General features: G+C 70.1%; 18 protein-coding genes and 1 tRNA gene. 13 read left to right on the forward strand and 6 right to left on the reverse strand.

Annotation, left to right across the window (positions count from 1 at the left end; all coding sequences use genetic code 11):
* Window positions 1-47: 47 nt before the first annotated feature.
* Window positions 48-1,613: a purple acid phosphatase family protein gene (locus tag OG798_RS22015; RefSeq protein ID WP_095854497.1), complete on the reverse strand. Its 1,566-nt coding sequence runs from the start codon at window positions 1,611-1,613 to the stop codon at window positions 48-50.
* 164 nt (window positions 1,614-1,777) lie between these two features.
* On the opposite strand from OG798_RS22015, the gene OG798_RS22020 reads away from it, so the two are divergent.
* On the forward strand, window positions 1,778-2,035 hold the full coding sequence (locus tag OG798_RS22020; RefSeq protein WP_075029205.1) for a hypothetical protein: 258 nt from the start codon (window positions 1,778-1,780) through the stop codon (window positions 2,033-2,035).
* 13 nt (window positions 2,036-2,048) lie between these two features.
* On the forward strand, window positions 2,049-3,866 hold the full coding sequence (glmS, locus tag OG798_RS22025; protein WP_095854496.1) for a glutamine--fructose-6-phosphate transaminase (isomerizing): 1,818 nt from the start codon (window positions 2,049-2,051) through the stop codon (window positions 3,864-3,866).
* A gap of 154 nt (window positions 3,867-4,020) precedes the next feature.
* Here the strand turns inward: glmS and OG798_RS22030 are convergent, their stop codons facing one another.
* Window positions 4,021-4,590, reverse strand: coding sequence for an acetate uptake transporter (locus OG798_RS22030; RefSeq protein WP_054232866.1), 570 nt, complete (start codon window positions 4,588-4,590; stop codon window positions 4,021-4,023).
* Window positions 4,591-4,771: 181 nt separating this feature from the next.
* Window positions 4,772-5,299, reverse strand: a complete 528-nt coding sequence (locus OG798_RS22035; RefSeq protein WP_028803506.1) for a universal stress protein — start codon at window positions 5,297-5,299, stop codon at window positions 4,772-4,774.
* A gap of 324 nt (window positions 5,300-5,623) precedes the next feature.
* On the opposite strand from OG798_RS22035, the gene OG798_RS22040 reads away from it, so the two are divergent.
* The 5 genes from OG798_RS22040 (at window position 5,624) to OG798_RS22060 (ending at window position 9,894) form a co-directional block, all read left to right on the forward strand.
* Window positions 5,624-6,745, forward strand: a complete 1,122-nt coding sequence (locus OG798_RS22040) for a hypothetical protein (protein WP_328760230.1) — start codon at window positions 5,624-5,626, stop codon at window positions 6,743-6,745.
* A gap of 378 nt (window positions 6,746-7,123) precedes the next feature.
* Entirely contained in the window at window positions 7,124-8,353 is a 1,230-nt protein-coding gene (locus OG798_RS22045) for a helix-turn-helix domain-containing protein (protein ID WP_075029202.1), read from the forward strand.
* Window positions 8,354-8,483: 130 nt separating this feature from the next.
* On the forward strand, window positions 8,484-9,086 hold the full coding sequence (gene orn / locus OG798_RS22050) for an oligoribonuclease (RefSeq protein WP_095854495.1): 603 nt from the start codon (window positions 8,484-8,486) through the stop codon (window positions 9,084-9,086).
* Window positions 9,087-9,192: 106 nt separating this feature from the next.
* Window positions 9,193-9,265 (forward strand) — tRNA-His (locus OG798_RS22055).
* A gap of 113 nt (window positions 9,266-9,378) precedes the next feature.
* Window positions 9,379-9,894 (forward strand): GNAT family N-acetyltransferase, encoded by a 516-nt coding sequence (locus OG798_RS22060; protein ID WP_121416045.1) that lies wholly within the window; start codon window positions 9,379-9,381, stop codon window positions 9,892-9,894.
* Window positions 9,895-9,896: 2 nt separating this feature from the next.
* Here the strand turns inward: OG798_RS22060 and OG798_RS22065 are convergent, their stop codons facing one another.
* Both OG798_RS22065 and OG798_RS22070 read right to left on the reverse strand, forming a co-directional pair.
* Window positions 9,897-10,727, reverse strand: coding sequence for a serine/threonine protein kinase (locus OG798_RS22065; protein ID WP_095854493.1), 831 nt, complete (start codon window positions 10,725-10,727; stop codon window positions 9,897-9,899).
* 36 nt (window positions 10,728-10,763) lie between these two features.
* Window positions 10,764-11,819, reverse strand: a complete 1,056-nt coding sequence (locus OG798_RS22070; protein ID WP_267061894.1) for a LacI family DNA-binding transcriptional regulator — start codon at window positions 11,817-11,819, stop codon at window positions 10,764-10,766.
* A 429-nt stretch (window positions 11,820-12,248) separates the two neighbouring features.
* Between OG798_RS22070 and OG798_RS22075 the strand changes: the two genes are divergently transcribed.
* From OG798_RS22075 to OG798_RS22100, 6 genes are all read left to right on the forward strand, one after another.
* A complete protein-coding gene (locus tag OG798_RS22075; RefSeq protein ID WP_121416044.1) occupies window positions 12,249-13,580 on the forward strand; it encodes an ABC transporter substrate-binding protein in 1,332 nt (443 codons plus the stop codon).
* 5 nt (window positions 13,581-13,585) lie between these two features.
* Window positions 13,586-14,599: a carbohydrate ABC transporter permease gene (locus OG798_RS22080; RefSeq protein ID WP_328760061.1), complete on the forward strand. Its 1,014-nt coding sequence runs from the start codon at window positions 13,586-13,588 to the stop codon at window positions 14,597-14,599.
* Between the two features lie 12 nt (window positions 14,600-14,611).
* Window positions 14,612-15,520 carry a carbohydrate ABC transporter permease gene (locus tag OG798_RS22085; RefSeq protein WP_067380947.1) on the forward strand — a complete coding sequence of 303 codons (909 nt, stop codon included), beginning with the start codon at window positions 14,612-14,614 and terminating at the stop codon, window positions 15,518-15,520.
* A 133-nt stretch (window positions 15,521-15,653) separates the two neighbouring features.
* The gene (locus tag OG798_RS22090; RefSeq protein WP_121416043.1) at window positions 15,654-17,090 is read left to right on the forward strand and encodes a GH1 family beta-glucosidase; all 1,437 of its coding nucleotides are present in this window, start codon (window positions 15,654-15,656) and stop codon (window positions 17,088-17,090) included.
* 93 nt (window positions 17,091-17,183) lie between these two features.
* A complete protein-coding gene (locus tag OG798_RS22095; protein WP_328757574.1) occupies window positions 17,184-18,302 on the forward strand; it encodes a hypothetical protein in 1,119 nt (372 codons plus the stop codon).
* 238 nt (window positions 18,303-18,540) lie between these two features.
* Complete coding sequence (locus OG798_RS22100; protein WP_328757575.1) at window positions 18,541-19,272, forward strand: class I SAM-dependent methyltransferase; 732 nt, start codon at window positions 18,541-18,543, stop codon at window positions 19,270-19,272.
* A gap of 17 nt (window positions 19,273-19,289) precedes the next feature.
* On the opposite strand, the gene OG798_RS22105 is transcribed toward OG798_RS22100, so the two are convergent.
* Window positions 19,290-20,771, reverse strand: a complete 1,482-nt coding sequence (locus OG798_RS22105; RefSeq protein WP_267061897.1) for a glycoside hydrolase family 18 protein — start codon at window positions 20,769-20,771, stop codon at window positions 19,290-19,292.
* Window positions 20,772-20,870: the final 99 nt, after the last annotated feature.

Raw genomic sequence — 20,870 nt, forward strand, 5'->3', positions numbered from 1 at the left:
TGTGCGGCTCCGCCGCGTGGGCGCGACCAGCCCCCACTCACCCGCACCTAACGAGCTCGACGGGCCACCGTGAAGTGGTCGACCTCCGCACCCGTCTCGGCAATGCCCCGCACCGTCAACGTGGCCAGCCGCCCCTTGTGCGCGGGCGTGACATCCACCCGAAGGAACGAGTAGTTGAGGTAGCGCACCCGGGACCAGGCGACCGTCTCGTTCTGCTTGCCGTCCTTGAGGTTGATGAAGGAGGCGACGGAGTCGACCTCGTTCTCGTGACCCTCGTACGACTCCGGGGCGGTGAACGCGTACAGGCTGCGCCCCGCCGCGCCCGCCGTCACGTACACGACACCGTCGGTCTCCGGGTACGCCGTGCCGCCGATCGGCAGCTTCTTGGTGACCGCGTTGCCCTTGATGACGTCCGTGCGCTCGTACTGGTGGTTGTGGCCGTTGATGACCAGGTCCACCGTGTACTTCTCGAACAGCGGCACCCACTCCTGTCGCACGCCCCCCTCCGAGGCGTGCGCCGTGGAGGTGCAGTACGCGCAGTGGTGGAAGAAGATCACGATGAAGTCGACGTCCTTGGACGCCCGGAACTTCTTGAGCTGGCCCTCGAGCCACTTCGTCTGCGTTCCTCCGGAGATGCCCAGGTTCGCCGGGATCTCAAAGGAGATGTCGTTGGCGTCCAGCGAGATGATCGCCGTGTTGCCGTAGACGAAGGAGTAGACGCCGGGCAGGTTCTTCTTGTCGGGCCCGTTGTCCGGAAGCGTCCAGCGGGCCTCTTCGCCGCCGTAGCCGTTGGGTGAGTACCAGGCCTCCATGTCGTGGTTGCCGTACGCGGGCATCCACGGGACCTGCTTGGCGACCGTCTCGGTCTGGGCGAGGAACTGGTCCCAGATGCGCGAGTCGAAGCCGGTGTCCTCCTTCTTGCCCGCGCCGGCCGGGTCCGCGTACGCGATGTCACCGGCGTGCAGGTGGAAGGACGGGTTCTGGCCGAGCAGCAGGGCGTCGTTGGCGAGGCCGTGGTAACCGACACCCTCGTCGCCGAAGGCCGTGAAGGTGAACGGCTCGGCGTGCGAGGGCGCGGTGGTGAAGGTGCCGAGCGTGCCCAGCAGGTGGGGCGCGCAGGGGTCGAAGCCCGCGTGGCCGACGCCGTAGTAGTACGTCTTGCCGGGGCGCAGGTGGGTGAGCTTGGCGTGCAGGTAGTACTGCGTGTGGTCGCCGCTCGCGCCGACGCCCGCCGGGGTGTAGAGGGTGCGGACCTCGGCCTCGATCTTGCGGGAGAGGTCCCAGGGGTGGGCGCCGATGCGGATGAACGGCTTCTTCACCGCGGCCGGAACCTGCCAGGAGACCGTGATCTCCGTACGGGGGTCATTGCCGAAGGCGAGGTGACGGCCGAAGGGGGCGACGAGGGCGCCGTCGACCTTCTCGGTCGAGGAGGAGGTGGCCTGCGTCGGGGAAGCGGCCTGTGCGACGGCGCCGGGCACGAAGGCGCCTCCCGCGACGGCGCCGAGGGTCACGGCCCCGCCTCTGATCATGTTGCGCCGGGAGAACTTGGCGCGGAGATACTCGTGCTGCTCTGCCATGGTCATGCGCTCGGCGAGCTTCTCCGGTACGCCCATGCGTGGAGTGTCCATGGCCACAGAAGTTGCTCCCGGCAATCGACGCGGCACAAGACGCAGGATGGACAGCTTGCTAACAGCCCCCCATAAGACCTTCAACAGCCACTTGCCCGATATCGGGCAGGATTCTTGCGAATCGGCTCCTGGTACCTCAGGATCAACGGGTGCACGACGAACTTGTTGATCACCTGACGCGCTCCACCCCCCTGAACCGGGGCGAGGCACTGCGGGTGGTCCAGGACGTGCTCGCCTACTTCGACGAGACGACCGAGGACTACGTCCGTCGCCGCCACCGCGAGCTCCAGGCCCAGGGCCTGGTCAACGCGACGATCTTCGAACGGATCGAGGCGGACCTGAAGTACCGCGCGGTCGCACCGCCGGAGCTCACGCTCAGGCAGCTGCGCCGCATTGTCTACGGCTGAGGAATACATATATATGTGCGGAATCGTCGGATACATCGGCAGGCGTGACGTGGCACCGCTGCTGCTCGAAGGCCTCCAGCGCCTGGAGTACCGGGGCTACGACTCGGCGGGCATCGTCGTCACGACGCCGAAGTCGACCGGTCTGAAGATGGTCAAGTCCAAGGGCCGGGTCCGTGACCTGGAGGCCAAGGTCCCCGCACGCTTCAAGGGCACCACCGGCATCGCCCACACCCGCTGGGCCACGCACGGCGCCCCCTCCGACGTGAACGCGCACCCCCACATGTCCGCCGACAACAAGGTCGCGGTCGTCCACAACGGCATCATCGACAACGCCTCCGACCTGCGCAAGAAGCTCGAGGCGGACGGTGTCGAGTTCCTCTCGGAGACCGACACCGAGGTCCTCACCCACCTGATCGCCCGCTCCCAGGCCGAGAAGCTCGAGGACAAGGTCCGCGACGCACTCCGGGTGATCGAGGGCACGTACGGCATCGCGGTTCTGCACGCCGACTTCCCCGACCGCATCGTGGTGGCCCGCAACGGTTCCCCGGTCGTCCTCGGCATCGGCGAGAAGGAGATGTTCGTCGCCTCGGACATCGCCGCCCTGGTCACCCACACCCGCCAGATAGTGACCCTGGACGACGGCGAGATGGCCACCCTCAAGGCCGACGACTTCCGCACGTACACCACCGAGGGCACCCGTACGACGGCCGAGCCGACCACCGTGGAGTGGGAGGCGGCCTCGTACGACATGGGCGGCCACGACACGTACATGCACAAGGAGATCCACGAGCAGGCCGAGGCCGTGGACCGGGTGCTGCGCGGCCGCATCGACGACCGGTTCTCCACCGTGCACCTCGGTGGCCTGAACCTGGACGCCCGTGAGGCGCGCCAGATCCGCCGCGTGAAGATCCTCGGCTGCGGCACCTCGTACCACGCGGGCATGATCGGCGCCCAGATGATCGAGGAGCTCGCCCGCATCCCCGCGGACGCCGAGCCGGCCTCCGAGTTCCGTTACCGCAACGCGGTCGTCGACCCCGACACCCTGTACGTGGCCGTGTCCCAGTCCGGTGAGACGTACGACGTACTGGCCGCCGTGCAGGAGTTGAAGCGCAAGGGCGCGCGGGTGCTCGGTGTGGTCAACGTCGTCGGCTCGGCGATCGCCCGCGAGGCGGACGGCGGCATGTACGTCCACGCGGGCCCCGAGGTCTGCGTCGTCTCGACGAAGTGCTTCACCAACACGACCGTCGCCTTCGCGCTGCTCGCCCTGCACCTCGGCCGTACCCGCGACCTGTCGGTCCGCGACGGCAAGCGGATCATCGAGGGCCTGCGCCGGCTGCCCGCGCAGATCTCCGAGATCCTGGAGCAGGAGGACAAGATCAAGAAGCTGGCCGAGGAGTACGCCGAGGCCCGCTCGATGCTCTTCATCGGTCGCGTCCGGGGCTACCCGGTGGCCCGTGAGGCCTCCCTGAAGCTCAAGGAGGTCTCGTACATCCACGCCGAGGCCTACCCGGCCTCCGAGCTCAAGCACGGCCCGCTGGCGCTCATCGAGCCCGCGCTGCCCACGGTCGCGATCGTCCCCGACGACGACCTCCTGGAGAAGAACCGCGCCGCCCTGGAGGAGATCAAGGCCCGCAGCGGCCGGATCCTCGCGGTGGCGCACCAGGAGCAGGAGAAGGCCGACCAGACGATCGTCGTCCCGAAGAACGAGGACGAGCTGGACCCGATCCTCATGGGCATCCCGCTCCAACTCCTCGCCTACCACACGGCGTTGGCCCTGGGCCGCGACATCGACAAGCCCCGCAACCTCGCCAAGTCGGTGACGGTGGAGTAGAGCGCCCCGTAAGGGGCGCGGGGAACTGCGCGAGCAACCCCCACCACCCGCAGCCAAACACCCAAGAGAACGGGTCCCTGTGCCACGCCACCAGCGCACAGGGACCCGTTCCTTCAGGGGGCCGGGGCCGCCCATGCCCCGGCCCGCGCCGACATCAGCCGGTGGCCGTCACCCCCCGGCCGGCGGCGCGTCCGGGCAGTGCGGTGGGCCAGTGAGCCATGGCCGCCGTGGCCCCGTACCAGGCGAGCGCGCCACCCGCGACGGCGAACCAGCCGCCGACCTTCCCCAGACCTCCGCTGTCGCCGAACTGCCCGACGGCCAGCAGGAGAAGGGCGACGAAGAGCAGCGCGTACGTTCCTCGGGTGAGAAGGGGCGCGCCGCTCGCGCCGGCGGTCAGACTGAGCGCGACGAGCGCGAACAGGAGCAGGAAGAGACCGGTCGCGTTGGCGGACATCTGCGTGCCGGCCGTGACGCCCCAGGTGAACCAGAACGCGCCGAGCGCCGTGAAGGCCGTACCGGTGAAGGCGTCATGGTCGCGGAAGGCGAACAGCCCGGCTACGAAGAGCGCGATGCCACCGACATAGGTGGCGAGGGAGACGGAGTCGGCCGCGGTCACGCCGTCGATCACTTGGGTGTTACCGAGGCCGAAGAGCAACAGGGTGAGGCCGAGCGCGAGGTGGCCGAGAGTCGAGGTGATGCTTCCCGCGGAGACGTCTTTGTCCACGGCGGGCTCCCTTCATGCATGTGCAGTTGTGCTGCGTGGTACCGGCCGTGCGGTTGGTCCGGTGGCCGGTATGTACCCTTCACAAGGGCACAAACCACCTCTACGCGCGAGTAGATTCATGCCGTTTCAGGCACCCGTCAAAGGGAGTTGACGGCGGGTCAGGGGAGTGTCGGAGGATGCGTCAGGGGATGACGATCACCGGGCGCTGCGCACGCTTCGCGAGCCGTCCGGCCACCGAGCCGAAGATGCGCCCGACGATGCCGTGCGTGGAGCCGACGACGATCGCGTCCGCCTCGTACTCCCGCCCGACCTCTTCGAGTTCGTGACAGATGTCACCGCCGCGCTCGACGAGGATCCAGGGCACCTCGGCCAGATACTCGGCGCACGCGAGTTCGAGGCCGAGCACCTCGGTGCGATGGTCGGGCACGTCGACGAAGACCGGTGGTTCACAGCCCGCCCACACCGTGGTGGGCAGCCGGTTCGCGACATGCACGATGATCAGGCCCGAGCCGGAGCGGTGGGCCATGCCGATCGCGTAGGCGAGGGCGCGCTCGCTGGACGTCGAGCCGTCGAAACCGACGACGACGCCGTGCTTGAAGGCGGGATCGCAGGACTGGCGGGGTTCTTCCGCCGCCAGGGGCTCGGCCGCCGTGGGATCGGCGAGCGGGCGCTTGCGGTTCGCGGGATCGAAGAATTCGTGACCGGCCATGGGTATCTCGGCGTTTAGATCCTCGTGGTGGGGACGACATCGTGCAGCAGAGCTGTGTCCGGGAATCATCTTCCCAACCCCATACCCCCAAGGGTACGGCGGCACGCCTCCTCTGCCCAGATCTCGCGCGCACTGCGCGGCGTTCCCCGGAGCATGCATGAGAGGCGCCCTTAACGCAATGGTTGCTGCCCCGTACAGGCGGTTTGCACAGGGTTCACCCAGGCTCGAGGCCTTTCGTAGGTGACCGGCGGGTCGAACACGCGTTGAACCGATGAGCCACCGTCATGGAGAGCACTGGAGCACCAGGGAACCAGGGAGCAGACCGTGCCAGGACCAGAGACCGCGTCCGACCCCTCCTCCCCGACGCCCGCCACGTCGCCCGGGCCGGACACGGCGAGCGAGGTGGTGCGGTGGGCGGCCTTCAGCTGCGTCCTGGTCCCCGTCGTCCTCGTCGGGTTCGGCACCTCCCTCGCCGGCGCGGCCGGTGCGGCGCTGGGCCTGGCGGCCGTGACCGGTGCCTGCCTGGTCCTGCTGCGCCAGTCCGAGCGCGTCGCGGCCCGCCTCCGTGCGGATGTGCCGGCCCCGCCCCGGGCCCGGCACAGCAGGACCCGCCCCCACGGCGGCGCCCCGCACCACCACCACGGTCGCCCCGGGCGTCGCCGCCGGGGTCGCACCGAGGCGCCCCGCGGGGAAGGAGACCCCCGCACCCGGGATCGCGGCGACGGGGGGCCCGGGGGCCACCGAAGAGCGGGCGGTGCGGGGAGGGGAGGCGGAGGCGGCCCGCGGGACGGCGGTGGCGGGGCCCACCGCGAGACGGCCCGCGCCGAGGGGACCACCCCCGGTGCACGGAGCCCCGACACCGGGGCCCGGAGCGACCAGAGCCACGCAGCACGGGACCGGAACGCGAGCGACCGGAACGGAGGGGACCGGAACGGACGGGACTGGGACACACAGAACCGGGACGCACGGGACCGGGACACGCGGAACCCGGACACACGGAATCCGGACGACCGGAACCAGGACACACGGAACCCGGACGGCCAGGATCCGGACGGACGCGATCCCGGCGCACAGGCCCACGCCACAGCGAACCCGACCGCACGGGACCGGCCCCCGGGCAACCTGGCCGAACGAGACGGGCCCCCGGAGAACCTGATCACCTGGGACCGTGTCCCGCAGAGCCTGATCACGTGGGACCCGAGCGGCTGGAACCGGGGCGCACAGGATCCGGACACCCGCGTCCGGGACGCCCGGGGCCGGGACACGCGCGACCAGGACACACAGCCCGACGCCCCTCGCGGCGGCGTCCCGCTCGAGCGCCCCGCACGGCACCGCGGCACGCAGGATTTGGCCGACTCGCACATGGTGAACGGCTTGCGGGGCAGCAGCGGCTCGGGGGCGCACAGGGGCGGGCGTCACGGCGAGGGAATGAAGCCGGTTGACTGACCGGTTTGCGCGCACGCCCCCGCTTCTTTTCAGCCAACTTCGGTCACCCGCGCATCCCTTGCTCGAACGACCCCCCAACCCGCGTTCCACCTGCACCGAAAGCCCTCCGGAGGGCGCGCGCACCCTATGGGGATTGGCCACTGACACGAGGCGCACTTCCCTGCACGGCCCACGAGTGCAACGCTTCGTGATCGAATGCTTCACGCCAAGTTGCCATGTCGACATTCTGCCGACTGCCGAACTGGTCACCTTGGCGCCACGGGACACAGTAGATTCGATCTTGACTGTCTTACGGCGGGGGACTCGTGCAGGACCGAGGGGAAACGTGCAGGAGCGACACAACCGAGGAGCCGCGACCACCGAGGGGGGCTTAGCAGTATGAGCCACGACTCCACTGCCGCGCCGGAAGCCGCGGCCCGGAAACTTTCCGGGCGACGCCGCAAGGAGATCGTCGCGGTGCTGCTGTTCAGCGGCGGCCCCATCTTCGAGAGTTCCATACCGCTGTCGGTGTTCGGGATTGACCGCCAGGACGCCGGCGTGCCGCGCTACCGACTTCTGGTGTGCGGCGGCGAAGAAGGCCCGCTGCGGACCACAGGGGGCCTGGAACTCACCGCGCCGCATGGCCTGGAGGCGATCTCGCGGGCGGGCACCGTCGTGGTGCCGGCCTGGCGTTCGATCACCTCGCCGCCACCGGAGGAAGCGCTCGACGCGCTGCGCCGGGCGCACGAGGAGGGAGCCCGCATAGTCGGACTGTGCACCGGCGCCTTCGTGCTGGCCGCCGCCGGACTGCTGGACGGCCGACCGGCGACGACCCACTGGATGTACGCACCGACGCTGGCCAAGCGCTACCCGTCGGTCCACGTCGACCCGCGAGAACTCTTCGTGGACGACGGAGACGTACTGACCTCCGCGGGTACGGCGGCCGGAATCGATCTCTGTCTCCACATCGTGCGGACGGACCACGGCAACGAGGCGGCCGGCGCGCTGGCCCGCCGTCTTGTCGTGCCCCCGCGCCGGAGCGGCGGTCAGGAGCGCTATCTCGATCGATCTTTACCAGAGGAGATCGGCGCCGACCCCCTCGCGGAGGTCGTCGCCTGGGCGCTGGAGCACCTCCACGAGCAGTTCGACGTCGAGACGCTGGCGGCACGCGCGTACATGAGCCGCCGCACCTTCGACCGGCGGTTCCGCTCGCTCACGGGGAGCGCTCCCCTGCAGTGGCTGATCACTCAGCGCGTACTGCAGGCGCAGCGGCTGCTGGAGACCTCCGACTACTCGGTCGACGAGGTCGCCGGACGCTGCGGCTTCCGTTCGCCGGTCGCGCTGCGGGGCCACTTCCGGCGCCAGCTCGGCTCGTCCCCGGCCGCGTACCGGGCGGCGTACCGCGCGCGCAGGCCGCAGTCGGAACGGCCGTCGGACGTGGACGGCTCCGCGGGCCAGGCCGGGCCGTCGCCCGTCCTGAACCAGGAGAGCCCGGTGCCGCTGCAGACCCGCCGCACGGCGGCCGCCACCGCCCTGGGCCCGTCGACGTCCCTGTCGACGGAGCCGGGCAAGACGGGCACCGAGCTGTACGCGGCCGGGCGCCTGCCGGGGCAGCGCAGCGCGCCCTGAGGCGATGACGCGAGACGGGGCGGCCCGGGACCCGACGAGGGTCCCGGGCCGCCCCCGTCCCAGGCCACCACGCAGGTCACCGCCGTCCCGGATCTGCCCGTGCGCCTGAGCGCGCCGTAGGGTTAGGGCCATGAACGATCGCATGGTGTGGATCGACTGCGAGATGACCGGGCTCTCGCTGTCGGAGGACGCACTCATCGAGGTGGCCGCGCTGGTCACCGACTCGGAACTGAACGTGCTCGGCGAAGGGGTGGACATCGTGATCCGCCCGCCGGAGCGGGCGCTGGAGACGATGCCGGACGTGGTGCGCCAGATGCACACGGCCTCCGGCCTCCTCGACGAGCTGGCCGAGGGCACGACCCTGGCCGACGCCGAGGCACAGGTCCTCGCCTACGTACGTGAGCACGTCAAGGAGCCGGGTAAGGCCCCGCTGTGCGGAAACTCGGTCGGCACGGACCGGGGCTTCCTGTCGCGCGACATGCCGGCCCTCGAGGACTATCTCCACTACCGCATCGTGGACGTCTCCTCGGTGAAGGAGCTGGCCCGCCGCTGGTACCCCCGGGCCTACTTCAACAGCCCGGAGAAGAACGGCAACCATCGCGCCCTCGCCGACATCCGCGAATCCATCGCGGAGCTCCGCTACTACCGCGAGGCGATCTTCGTCCCGCAGCCCGGCCCCGACTCGGACACCGCCCGCGCCATCGCGGCGAAGCACGTGCTGCCCGCCGAATGACGGGTGTCCGGGGCCCCGAGGGACCCCGGAGAAAGCCTGGCGCGAGCACCCCTTCGGACCCTGTACACTTTTTCTCGGCCGGTCAGGGAAACCAAGACCGGTCGTGGTGGGTGTAGCTCAGCTGGTAGAGCACCTGGTTGTGGTCCAGGATGTCGCGGGTTCAAGTCCCGTCACTCACCCTGATCGACTGAGGCCCGGTCCGCGCAAGCGGACCGGGCCTCAGTCGTACGGCGAGCCGTGCGGCCGTACAGCCGGGTCCGCGCCTGCCCGGCGCGCCCTCTAGGCTCACCCAATGCCCCCACCCCACCTCCCCGCCCACACCCTGCGCACCGCCCGTCTCGATCTCCTTCCCCTGCGTGTCGAACACGCCGGGGAAATGGCCGAGGTGCTGTCCGACCCGGCGCTGCACACGTTCATCGGCGGCGCACCCGCCACTCCCGAGGCCTTGCGTTCACGCTATGAACGCCTCGTCGCGGGCTCCCCCGACCCGGCCGTCGTCTGGTGCAACTGGGTACTGCGGCTGCGCGAGGAGGGGTGTCTCGTCGGTACGGTCCAGGCGACGGTCACCGGGGAGGTCGCGGAGATCGCCTGGGTGGTGGGCACGCCCTGGCAGGGACGGGGGTTCGCCGGGGAGGCGGCGCGGGGGCTGGTCGGCCGGTTGGGCGAGGAGCCCGGCGTCCGTACGGTCGTCGCGCACGTCCACCCCGACCACCGGGCCTCCGCGGCCGTCGCCGCGGCCGCCGGGCTGGGCCCGACCGACCGGTACCAGGACGGCGAAGTCCGGTGGGAGCTGCCGCTACGGCGGTGACCTCAGCCCCCGTGCGGGCGATTGGCGGCCCGCCACGCGTCGGCGAACCGGTGGACGTCCTCGAAGCGTTCCTCGGGGTCGGACCGGGTCGCCCGGACGATCACCGCCTGCTGGGCCGGGGTCCCCCGCCAGGCGCGTTCCTCGTCGCCCGCGTCCAGCAGGAGCCTGGCGGTGCGGCCCAGGGTGAAGACCGTCGTACGGGTGTCGATCACGGCCCCGCACACGAACTCCTCGGGGGCCATGAACCGGCGCGAACCCGGCAGGCGTTCCTCCTCGACCACGAACGGGCCCGGCCGGTACTCGTCGAGGTCGACCAGGTGGACGACGTCGCCCCCGAAGTCGTACAGCAGCGCGCCGTCGTAGAAGTCGACCGCGACATGCCCGGCGACCTCCACCGCGAGATGGGCGTCGAGGACGCGGTCGAAGGCGGCGAGGACGCTGGAGATCGGCAGGGCGCGGAAGCGGGCCATCGGGCTGCCAGGGCCCGTACGGTCGCGCGGTCCGCCCACCATGGCCGGGTACAGCACCTCGCCCTCCCGCCAGGGCATCACCACCGCCGCGCCGCCGCGCCCCACGGCGATGCGGTGGACCTGCGGGACGATCGCGCGGTGCCGTACGGCCCGGTGGAAGGACCAGGCCCGTTCGAGCGAGTGCCGGCCGTGGTCGGTCACCGCCTCCTTCACGAACCAGCGCGCCCCGTCGAGCAGCCGGACACCGTACGACACGCACCCCGAGTCCTGTTCCGGGAACGCTTGGAACACCTCCCCCACCCTGGCCAGGTAGGGCTCCATGGCGGGCACTTCATCGACTCCGAGCAAAGGGTGGAGGACCATACCGATCAGATTGCCCTATCGAAGCCTTTCCGCGCGTCAGGACGAGGCCCGCACCACCAGTTCGGACGGCAGCACGACCTGCCGCTTCTCCAGACCGCGCGAAACCGCGGGGCGGCGGTCGGCGATCTCCCCGAGCAGCAGGTCGATCATGGCGCGGCCCATCTCCTCGATCGGCTGGCGCACGCTCGTCAGGGGCGGGTCCATGTGGCGGGCGATGGCGGAGTCGTCGTAGCCGACGAGGGCGACGTCGTCAGGTATGCGGCGGCCCAGCTCGCGCAGGACCTGGCGGGCGCCCGCCGCCATCACGTCCGAGCCCGCGAACACCGCGTCCAGGTCCGGGCAGCGGGCCAGCAGCTCGGTCATCGCGCGCCGGCCGCCCTCCTCGGTGAAGTCGCCCGGAATGATCAGCCGGTCCTCCGCCTCGCGTCCGGCTGCGCGCAACCCCTCGCGGTAGCCGTCGACACGGCGCTGGGCGCCGAAGACGTCGAGGCGCCCCGCCAGATGGACGATCCTCCGGCGTCCTTGGGCGATCAGGTGCTCGACGGCCATGCGGCCGCCGCCGTAGTTGTCGGAGTCCACGGACGGCAGGGTCTCGTCCGCCGAGCGGCGACCGCTGATCACGGCCGGGATCTCCAGCTGGGAGAGGAGGTCGGGCAGCGGGTCGTCGGCGTGGACGGAGACGAGGAGTACGCCGTCGACGCGGTGCGCGGCCAGGTACTGGGCGAGGCGCTGCCGCTCCCGGTCGCTGCCCGCGAAGATCAGCAGCAGCTGCATCTCGGTGTCGGAGAGCTCCGCGCCGACGCCGCGCAGCATGTCCGAGAAGTACGGTTCCGCGAAGAAGCGGGTCTCCGGCTCGGGAACGACGAGGGCGATCGCGTCGGTGCGGTTGGCGGCGAGGGCGCGTGCCGCCGTGTTCGGGACGTAGCCGAGTTCGGCGACCGCCGCCTCGACGGCCGCGCGGGTCGCGTCGCTGACCCGCGGGGAGCCGTTGATGACCCGGGACACCGTGCCGCGGCCCACGCCCGCGCGTGCCGCCACCTCTTCCAAGGTCGGCCGGCCGCCTCCCCGGCCCCGCGCTCCGTGGCTTGCCATGGTCCGCCTCCCGTCGACGTCGCGTGCTCCGCGACTGGCCTGGAATCTAACAGTCCCGTTCATCACCCGGACCTCGGCAACCCGTACGTGGACGAGGTTCCGTCCATCCCGGCCAGAGACCGTCGACCCACCGTCCCGCCGGGGCCAACACCCCACTGACACGAGCCACTTCAACCGTCCGCGATGCCTCTCCCGCCCGCCCCCCGGAGTTAGCTAACAGGCCGATAACTGAACGCATCTCTCCGCGTCGACTCCCTTGACACCCCCGCGCGAACCGACGACTCTTCAACACATCACCTGTGGGAGCGCTCCCACGGTACCTGACACATACACATCCCGCACGTTCCCCGCCCGAGCCGCAGCGAGAAAAAACGGGCCCAACAGTGCAGTTGGCCGGGGGGTCGGCACGTCAGGCAACAGGAGGACGCAATGCGCACGATCACCCGTCGGTCCCGCAGTCTGGGGGCCCTCGCGGCCGTCGCCGCGCTGACCACAGGGCTGCTGGCCGGCTGCGCCGACGACAGTGGTGGAAGCAGCGGTGGGAGCAGCAGTGACACGGGCGGAGGCAAGGGCAAGACCACGATCACCTTGGGTCTCTTCGGCACTCAGGGATTCAAGGAGGCCGGTCTCTACACCGAGTACGAGAAGCTCAACCCGAACATCAAGATCGCCGAGAACGTCGTCGAGCGCAACGAGAACTACTACCCGGCGCTCGTCAACCACCTCACCACCAACAGCGGCCTGCAGGACGTCCAGGCCGTCGAAGTCGGCAACATCGCCGAGGTCGTGGGGACCCAGGCGAGCAAGCTCGTCGACCTGTCCAAGGTCTCGGGCGTGAGCAAGACCAACTGGCTGGACTGGAAGTGGCAGCAGGCCACGACCCAGGACGGCCAGACGATCGGACTCGGCACCGACATCGGCCCGATGGCGATCTGCTACCGCAAGGACCTCTTCCAGCAGGCCGGCCTGCCCACCGACCGCGACAAGGTCGGGCAGCTGTGGGCGGGTGACTGGAACAAGCTCGTCGCCGCCGGCGAGACGTACAAGAAGAAGGCGCCCAGCGGCACCACCTTCATGGACTCCCCCGGTGGTCTGCTCAACGCGGTCATCAGCAGTGAACAGGAGAAGTTCTACGACTCCTCCGGCAAGGTCATCTACAAGACGAACCCGGCCATCAAGAGCGCCTTCGACCTGACCGCGAAGGCCGCCTCGGAGGGGCTGGTCGGCGCCCAGACGCAGTTCCAGCCGGCCTGGGACACGACGATCGCCAACAGCAAGTTCGCCGCGGTCGCCTGCCCGCCGTGGATGCTCGGCTACCTCAAGGGCAAGTCGAAGCCGGACGCCGCGGGCAAGTGGGACGTGGCCGCCGCGCCCAAGTCCGGCAACTGGGGCGGCACCTTCCTGACCGTGCCCAAGAGCGGCAAGCACGTCACGGAGGCCGAGAAGCTGGTCACCTGGCTGACCGCGCCCGCCCAGCAGGCCAAGCTGTTCAACGTGCAGGGCAGCTTCCCGAGCGCACCCGGTGCCTACAGCCTGCCGCAGGTGACCGGTGCGAAGAACACGATGACCGGTGACACCCCGATCGGCACGGTCTTCGCCGAGGCCGCCAAGGCCATCCCGACCCAGGTGATCGGCCCGAAGGACCAGATCATCCAGCAGGGTCTGACCGACAACGGCGTCATCCTCGTCACGAAGGGCAAGTCGGCCGCGGAGGCCTGGAAGACGGCCACCAAGACCATCGACAACAACCTGGAGAAGTGACCGGTATGGCCACCCGGCACGACACCGCCGCGCCCCCCACCAAGGAGGGGGGCGCGGCCCCGGGCCGTCCGCCCGCCGCCGTACCCGACGAGAAGGAACAGCGGCGCCGCAATCGGCTGTCCCGCCGCTGGCAGCGGGACATACGGTGGAGCCCGTACGCGTTCGTCTCCCCGTTCTTCCTGCTGTTCCTCGCGTTCGGCCTGTTCCCGCTGATCTACACGGGCTGGGCCTCGCTGCACACGGTGGAGCTGACGGCGCCCACCGACATGCAGTGGGCGGGCCTGCGCAACTACACCCGTATCTTCGACGACGACTTCTTCTGGAACGCGGCGAAGAACACCCTGACCATCGGGATCATCTCGACCGTCCCGCAGCTGCTGATGGCGATGGGCCTCGCCCACATCCTCAACTACAGGCTGCGCGGCTCGATCTTCTACCGGGTCATGATGCTCGCGCCGTACGCGACGTCGATCGCCTCCGCCTCGCTCGTGTTCGTGCTGCTGTTCGGCCGCGACTACGGCATGATCAACTGGGCGCTGCACGCCATCGGTTTCGACAGGATCGACTGGCAGAACGACAAGTGGCCCTCGCAGATCGCCGTCTCGACGATCGTCATCTGGCGCTGGACCGGCTACAACGCGCTGATCTACCTGGCGGCGATGCAGGCGATCCCGCACGACCTGTACGAGTCGGCGGCCCTCGACGGGGCCAACCGCTGGCAGCAGTTCTTCCACGTGACCCTGCCGTCGCTGCGGCCGACGATCCTGTTCACCGTCGTCGTCTCGACCATCGGCGCGAGCCAGGTCTTCGGCGAGCCGCTGCTGTTCGACGCCAACAAGGGTGCCTCCGGCGGCGCCGAGCACCAGTTCCAGACGCTCGGCCTGTACCTCTACGAGCAGGGCTGGGTGAACCAGCACCTGGGCCGCGCCTCCGCGATCGCCTGGACGATGTTCCTGATCCTCATCGTGATCGGGATCGTCAATTACGTCATCTCGCGCCGGCTGCGCGCCAGTAGTTAAGGAGAACCGGCCGTGACGACGACCCTGACGAAACCCCCGGCGGACGCGGTACCCGAACCGCCGAAGCGTCTGCGGCGCCCCAAGTCGGCGCGCGCGGGCGGGCAGATGCACGCGGGGCCCCTCGCGTACGTCATCCTCGCGCTGTTCACGATCGGCTCGCTGGGCCCGCTGGTGTGGACCGCGATCGCCGCCTCCCGCGACACCAACCGGCTGGCGCAGTCCCCGCCGCCGTTCTGGTTCGGCTCGAACCTCTTCCACAATCTCGACGTCGCCTGGACGGAGGCCAACCTGGGCGAGGCCTTCGTCAACACCACGTTCGTGGCGGGTGTTTCCGCGGTGACCGTCGTCTTCCTGTCGACGCTCGCCGGGTTCGCCTTCGCCAAGCTGCGCTTCAAGGGCCGGGGCGCCCTGATGCTGATCGTCGTCGGCACGATGATGGTGCCGCCGCAGCTCAGCGTGATCCCGCTCTACATGATGGTCGCCAAGCTCGACTGGACGGACCAGCTCCAGGCGGTGATCTTCCCGTCGCTGGTGAGCGCGTTCGGGGTGTTCTTCATGCGGCAGTACCTGATCCAGGCGCTGCCGGACGAGCTGATCGAGGCGGCCCGTGTCGACGGCGCGAGCAGCTGGCGGGTGATCTGGCACGTGGTGTTCCCGGCCGCCCGGCCCGCCATGGCGGTGCTCGGCATGCTCGTGTTCGTGCAGACGTGGAACGACTTCCTGTGGCCGTTCCTGGTGCTCACCCAGACCGGCAACCCGACCGTGCAGGTCGCGGTCGCGGGACTCGGCCGCGGTTTCACTCCCGACCAGTCCCTGATCATGGCGGGCGCGCTGCTCGGCACGCTGCCGCTGCTCTTCGTCTTCGCCCTGTTCGGCAAGCAGATCGTCGGCGGCATCATGCAGGGCGCCGTCAAGGGCTGACCTCGTTCGTCGGTGGGAGAAGGGGAGCCGGGCCAGAGCCGCCCCGGCCCCTCCTCCCCCTCTTCTCTCCTCCTCGCCCCTCCCCCTCTTCTTCTTACTGTCGGTCTCCACGACCTCCTATGGGAGCGCTTCCATGCCTGAGTCCGCATCGCCCGTGACCTTTCCCCCCGCCTTCCTCTGGGGCGCGGCGACCTCCGCGTACCAGATCGAGGGTGCGGTACGGGAGGACGGCCGTACGCCCTCCATCTGGGACACCTTCAGCCACACGCCCGGCAAGACCGCCGGTGGTGAGACCGGTGACATCGCTGTCGACCACTACCACCGCTACCGAGACGACGTGGCGCTGATGGCGGAGCTGGGCCTGTCCGCGTACCGCTTCTCGGTCTCCTGGTCCCGGGTGCAGCCGACGGGCCGCGGTCCCGCGGTCCAGCGCGGCCTGGACTTCTACCGCAACCTCGTCGACGAGCTGCTCTCGCACGGCATCAAGCCGGCCGTCACGCTCTACCACTGGGACCTCCCGCAGGAGCTGGAGGACGCGGGCGGCTGGCCGGAGCGCGACACGGCGTTTCGTTTCGCCGAGTACGCGCAGATCGTGGGCGAGGCGTTGGGCGACCGTGTGGAGCAGTGGATCACCCTGAACGAGCCGTGGTGCAGCGCGTTCCTGGGCTACGGCTCGGGTGTGCACGCGCCGGGCCGTACGGACGCGGCGGCCTCGCTCAGGGCCGCCCACCACCTGAACCTGGCGCACGGCCTGGGCACCACCGCGCTGAGGTCCGCGATGCCGGCCCGCAACACGGTCGCGGTCAGCCTGAACTCGTCGGTGGTCAGGCCCCTTTCCTCGTCCCCGGCGGACCTGGCGGCGGTCCGGCGCATCGACAACCTGGCCAACGGCGTCTTCCACGGCCCGATGCTGCACGGCGCCTACCCGGAGGGCCTGTTCGCGGAGACCTCCTCGATCACGGACTGGTCGTACGTCCTGGACGGCGACCTCGCGGTGATCAAGCAGCCGCTCGATGCGCTCGGTCTGAACTACTACACCCCGGCGCTGGTGTCGGCGGCGGAGAAGTCGGCGGACGGGCCGCGCGCGGACGGGCACGGGGCGAGTGCGTACTCGCCGTGGCCGGGTGCGGACGGTGTCGCGTTCCACCAGACCCCCGGTGAGCGTACGGAGATGGGCTGGACGATCGACCCGACCGGCCTGCACGACCTGATCATGCGCTACTCGCGGGAGGCCCCGGGGCTGCCGCTGTACATCACGGAGAACGGCGCGGCCTACGACGACAAGCCGGACCCGGAGGGCCGCGTCCACGACCCCGAGCGCATCGCGTATCTGCACGGCCATCTGGCGGCGGTGCGCGGCGCGATCGCCGACGGCGCGGACGTGCGGGGCTACTACCTCTGGTCCCTGATGGACAACTTCGAGTGGGCGTACGGCTACGACAAGCGTTTCGGGGCGGTGTACGTCGACTACGCGACCCTGGCCCGTACGCCCAAGTCCAGCGCGCACTGGTACGGGGAGGTGGCGCGGACGGGTTCGCTGCCGCCGGCGGCGTCGGCCGGCGCCGAGTAGGTCATTCGGTTCCTTTGTCCCGGGGGAAGCGGGGGAGGGGGCGCGGCACCTGGGGGGTGCCGCGCCCCCGACGCGGTTGAGCAGAATGGGACGGTGACGCCAGTTCAGGACACCCCGCCGTCCCCGAGACCCGACGATCCGACAGCACGCGGGCGCCGCGCGGGGGTTGTGCCGCCCGTCGTGTTCGGCTGTTGCCTGGTGCTGATCGGGGTGTGGCTGCTGCTGGGGCCCATGCTCGGGGCCCGGCACGAGGAACGGGACTTCAGGGCCGCGGTCGCCTGTCCCGAGAAGACGGACTCGACGGGTCCCGAGGACTGTCTGCGTACCGTGAGCGCGCGGATCGACCACACCGAAGTGGTGACGGGCAACAGGTCGGCGTCGTACTGGCTCTACGTCACCGAGGCCGACGGCGGGAGCGACCGCACGCGGATCAGCGGTTCCGGTCCGAAGTCCCCGAAAGCCTGGTCCGGGGTGCGGCTCCAGGTCACCCAGTGGCGGGGGAAGATCCGGTACGTCGACTTCCCCGCCGAGCGCCGCTACACGCAGGCCGACCCCCGCCACATCTATCGGCTCTTCTACGCCGGGGGTCTTGGTCTCGGCCTCTTCGGCGTGGGGATCGTCCTGAGCGTGTTCTGGTGGTCGCGGGTGTCCGCCGTCTCTCCCCGGAGCTACCCCTGGCAGATCACGCCCGCCGCGACGGGCCTGCTCGTCCTCGTCTGCGCCGGTGTCGTGGCACCCCTGGCCGTCGACGGGGTCGGGGCCCCGCTGCTGGTCGCCGCGTCGGCCGCGGTCCTCGTCCTGGTCGGATGCGCCGGGGCCTACCTGCTGCTGCTGCAACGGCACAGGAGCGGTGACGACACCGTCGTGGTGACGCCGAAGGTCCCGGAGACGGAGCAGTGCTTCCAGGGTGGCGTCCTGGGCGAAGGCGGCGACAAGCCCTACGGCGGGGGTGGCTATCTGGTGGCCGGTCCCGGTCTGCTGGTGACGACCCCGGACCCGACCGGCAAGTTCGCCCGCCGGACCGTACCCGCCACCGTGGTCCCCCAGCGAGTACGCCCGCCGTACTGGACGGATCCGCACGGCGGCGACTACGGCACCGACACGTTGGTGGTGGAGTGCCGGGACGGCGACTCCCCGATACTCATCGTGACGAAGAAGGAGAACGTGCCCTGGATACTGGGGGCACTACAGCCACTGCCCACCACATCCTGAACGACGACGGGCTCCGCCGGTCGGCCCGGCAGAAAGCGGCCTCGGCGCCTTCGGGAATGCCCCCGGCGCGCCTGTCGAAGGGGGCCTGGGCGACCGAGCGGCGCACCTCCGACGGGGTGGGCGCGGTCTCCCGTCCCGGGCCCCGCAAAGCCCCTTCACACCTCTCCGGGAAGCCGCCCTGACCTGGCCTTTCGTGGCCTTCTGGCCTACCGTTCCCCCCATCCTGGAAGGGGACCGTATGGACCGGAACATACGCACCGTCGACGATGTGCTGAAGCTGCTGGACGGACTGTTCGCGCCGGGGGCCGATCGGTGGACGGTGGGTGGCGCCGGCTGGTGGGACGGCTTCTACGCCGACCGCTCCAAGCCCGTACCGTTCTTCGTCGCGAAACCGGACGAGAACCTGGTCGGATACCTCGACGAGAACCTGATCGCCCCGGGCCGCGCCCTCGATCTGGGCTGCGGGCCGGGGCGCAACGCCCTTCAACTGGCCGCCGCGGGCTTCCAGGTGGACGCGGTCGACCTCTCCCCGACGGCCATCGCCTGGGCGCAGGAGCGTGCGCGCGAGGCCGGGGCCGAGATCCGCTTCCACTGCGGTGACGCGTTCGCGCTCACCGACCCCGACTGGGGCGGCCCGTACGACCTCGTCCACGACTCGGGCTGCTTCCACCATCTGCCGCCGCACCGCCGCGTCAGCTACCTCGCCCTGCTCGACCGCGTCCTCGCCCCGGGAGGCCATCTCTCCCTCACCTGCTTCGCCGCCGGTGCGATGGGTTCCGAACTCCCCGACGAGGCCTTCTATCAGCAGTCCGCACTGCACGGCGGACTCGCCTACACACCGGAGTCCCTGCGCTGGGTCTTCTCCGACCTGACCGAGGTCGAACTGCGCCGCATGCGCGACGAGCCGCCCGAGTCCGGGCTCTTCGGCGAGCCCTTCCTCTGGACGGCCCTGTTCCGCCGCGACAGGTAACCCCCTGGCGGGGGCGGCTACTTGTACGCGCCGAACGCCTTCGAGAACGCGCCCGCGTCCTGCACGATCGAGCTGCAGGTCGCGTCGGCGGAGTTCTTCGCACCGCCCGGGCACTGCTTGTCGCGGGTGGCGGACCACATGGAGAGCCAGCCGAGGCCCTTCGACTTGGCGAAGTCGACCAGTTGGGTCGCGTCGTCGACCTTGAAGGTCTCGGCGGCGACGTCGTTGACCCCGATCATCGGGGTGACGGCGACGGCCTTCCACGCCGCGCTGTCCGACAGCCCGAGGACACTCTTCACCTGGGCCTGGGTGGCGGTGGCGGCCTGCTCGGCGTAGGTGCCCATGTCACCGTTGTACGAGGGGCCGTAGTCCATCGCCATGATGTTGACCGCGGAGATCCTCACGCCGTTCGACTTGGCGTCGGAGACCAGGTTCACGCCGTCCTGGGTCAGGCCCTCGGGCATGACCGGGAGGGTGAAGGACACGTCCAGGTTCGGGTGCTGCTGCTGGAGCTTCGCGATCGCCTTCGCCCGGTTCGTGTTCGCGGTCGTGTTCGGCAGCGCGCCACCCTCGACGTCGAAGTCGACCTTGGTCAGGTTGTACGCGTCCACGGCCTTCCCGTACGCCGCCGCCAGCGCGTCCGCCGACGAGCAGGTCGTGGCCAGCTCCGAGCCCGAGGCGCCGCCGAAGGACACCCGGACGTCGCCGCCCTTCGCCCGCAGCGCGCCGATCTGCGACGCCACGCCGTCACTGGCGAGGTCGGTCACCCCGCCCCACTTCGGCGTACAGCCGCCGCCGTCGGTGATGAAGGCCAGGTTGTAGTCCTTCACGCCGGTGGCCGTGGCGCTGCCGACCAGGTCGAAGGCCGGGTAGAGGGAGGTGTCGACGTACGGCGCGAAGCCCGCGCCGGTCGTCGTGCCACTGCCGGTGGTCTGCGAGGCGGAGGGAGTGGGGGTGGGGGTGGGGGTGGGCGTAGACGTAGGGGTCGGGGTCGACGTGGGGGGCCGGCTGGCGGTCGGGGTCGGGGTCGGTGACTGGGTCGGGCGGCCGCTCGGCTCCGGCGTCGCGCCGTCGTCCACGGAGCACTTGGCGCCGTCGATGACACAGCCCTTCGGGTCCGCGGTGCCGTTCACGACGAAGCCGACGGTGACCGACTCGCCGGCCGCCAGCCCGTCCTTGTCCCAGGACGGCGGCTTGACGGTGACGTGCTGTCCGCTCACCGTCGACGTTCCGTTCCACAGCGAGCTGAGTCCGGCACCCGACGGCAGGTCGAACTCCAGCGTCCAGTCCCCCTTCGCCTGGCCGGTGTCGTTGGTGATGACGTACTGCGCGGTGTACCCCGTCGACCAGTCACTGGTCTTGGTGTACGCGGCACCGACGCCGGCCGCCAGCGCGGTCCCGGAGAACAGGAAGGCGCCACCACCGACCACGGCCGCGGCGACGATCCCGCCTATCGCCTTGTTCCTGCCACTGACCTTGCGTCGGTGCGTAGTGCTCATCGCGGGTGCCTGCCTTCGCCGTTCACGGGGGGTGGGGGTGCGGCAGCACGCTAGCGATCCGAAACCGGGCAAAACTCCTGATCGGGACAGTCGTTGGCG

Origin of the sequence: Streptomyces sp. NBC_00271 (genome assembly GCF_036178845.1) — a bacterium.
GTDB lineage: Bacteria > Actinomycetota > Actinomycetes > Streptomycetales > Streptomycetaceae > Streptomyces.

Bases quoted from the DNA above. Each gene is read 5' to 3' on its own strand.
- OG798_RS22015 (WP_095854497.1), bottom strand. From the start codon at position 1,613: ATGGGCGTACCGGAGAAGCTCGCCGAGCGCATGACCATGGCAGAGCAG.
- glmS (WP_095854496.1), top strand. From the start codon at position 2,049: ATGTGCGGAATCGTCGGATACATCGGCAGGCGTGACGTGGCACCGCTG.
- OG798_RS22035 (WP_028803506.1), bottom strand. From the start codon at position 5,299: ATGGCCGGTCACGAATTCTTCGATCCCGCGAACCGCAAGCGCCCGCTC.
- OG798_RS22045 (WP_075029202.1), top strand. From the start codon at position 7,124: ATGAGCCACGACTCCACTGCCGCGCCGGAAGCCGCGGCCCGGAAACTT.
- orn (WP_095854495.1), top strand. From the start codon at position 8,484: ATGAACGATCGCATGGTGTGGATCGACTGCGAGATGACCGGGCTCTCG.
- OG798_RS22060 (WP_121416045.1), top strand. From the start codon at position 9,379: ATGCCCCCACCCCACCTCCCCGCCCACACCCTGCGCACCGCCCGTCTC.
- OG798_RS22065 (WP_095854493.1), bottom strand. From the start codon at position 10,727: ATGGTCCTCCACCCTTTGCTCGGAGTCGATGAAGTGCCCGCCATGGAG.
- OG798_RS22070 (WP_267061894.1), bottom strand. From the start codon at position 11,819: ATGGCAAGCCACGGAGCGCGGGGCCGGGGAGGCGGCCGGCCGACCTTG.
- OG798_RS22075 (WP_121416044.1), top strand. From the start codon at position 12,249: ATGCGCACGATCACCCGTCGGTCCCGCAGTCTGGGGGCCCTCGCGGCC.
- OG798_RS22080 (WP_328760061.1), top strand. From the start codon at position 13,586: ATGGCCACCCGGCACGACACCGCCGCGCCCCCCACCAAGGAGGGGGGC.
- OG798_RS22090 (WP_121416043.1), top strand. From the start codon at position 15,654: ATGCCTGAGTCCGCATCGCCCGTGACCTTTCCCCCCGCCTTCCTCTGG.
- OG798_RS22100 (WP_328757575.1), top strand. From the start codon at position 18,541: ATGGACCGGAACATACGCACCGTCGACGATGTGCTGAAGCTGCTGGAC.
- OG798_RS22105 (WP_267061897.1), bottom strand. From the start codon at position 20,771: ATGAGCACTACGCACCGACGCAAGGTCAGTGGCAGGAACAAGGCGATA.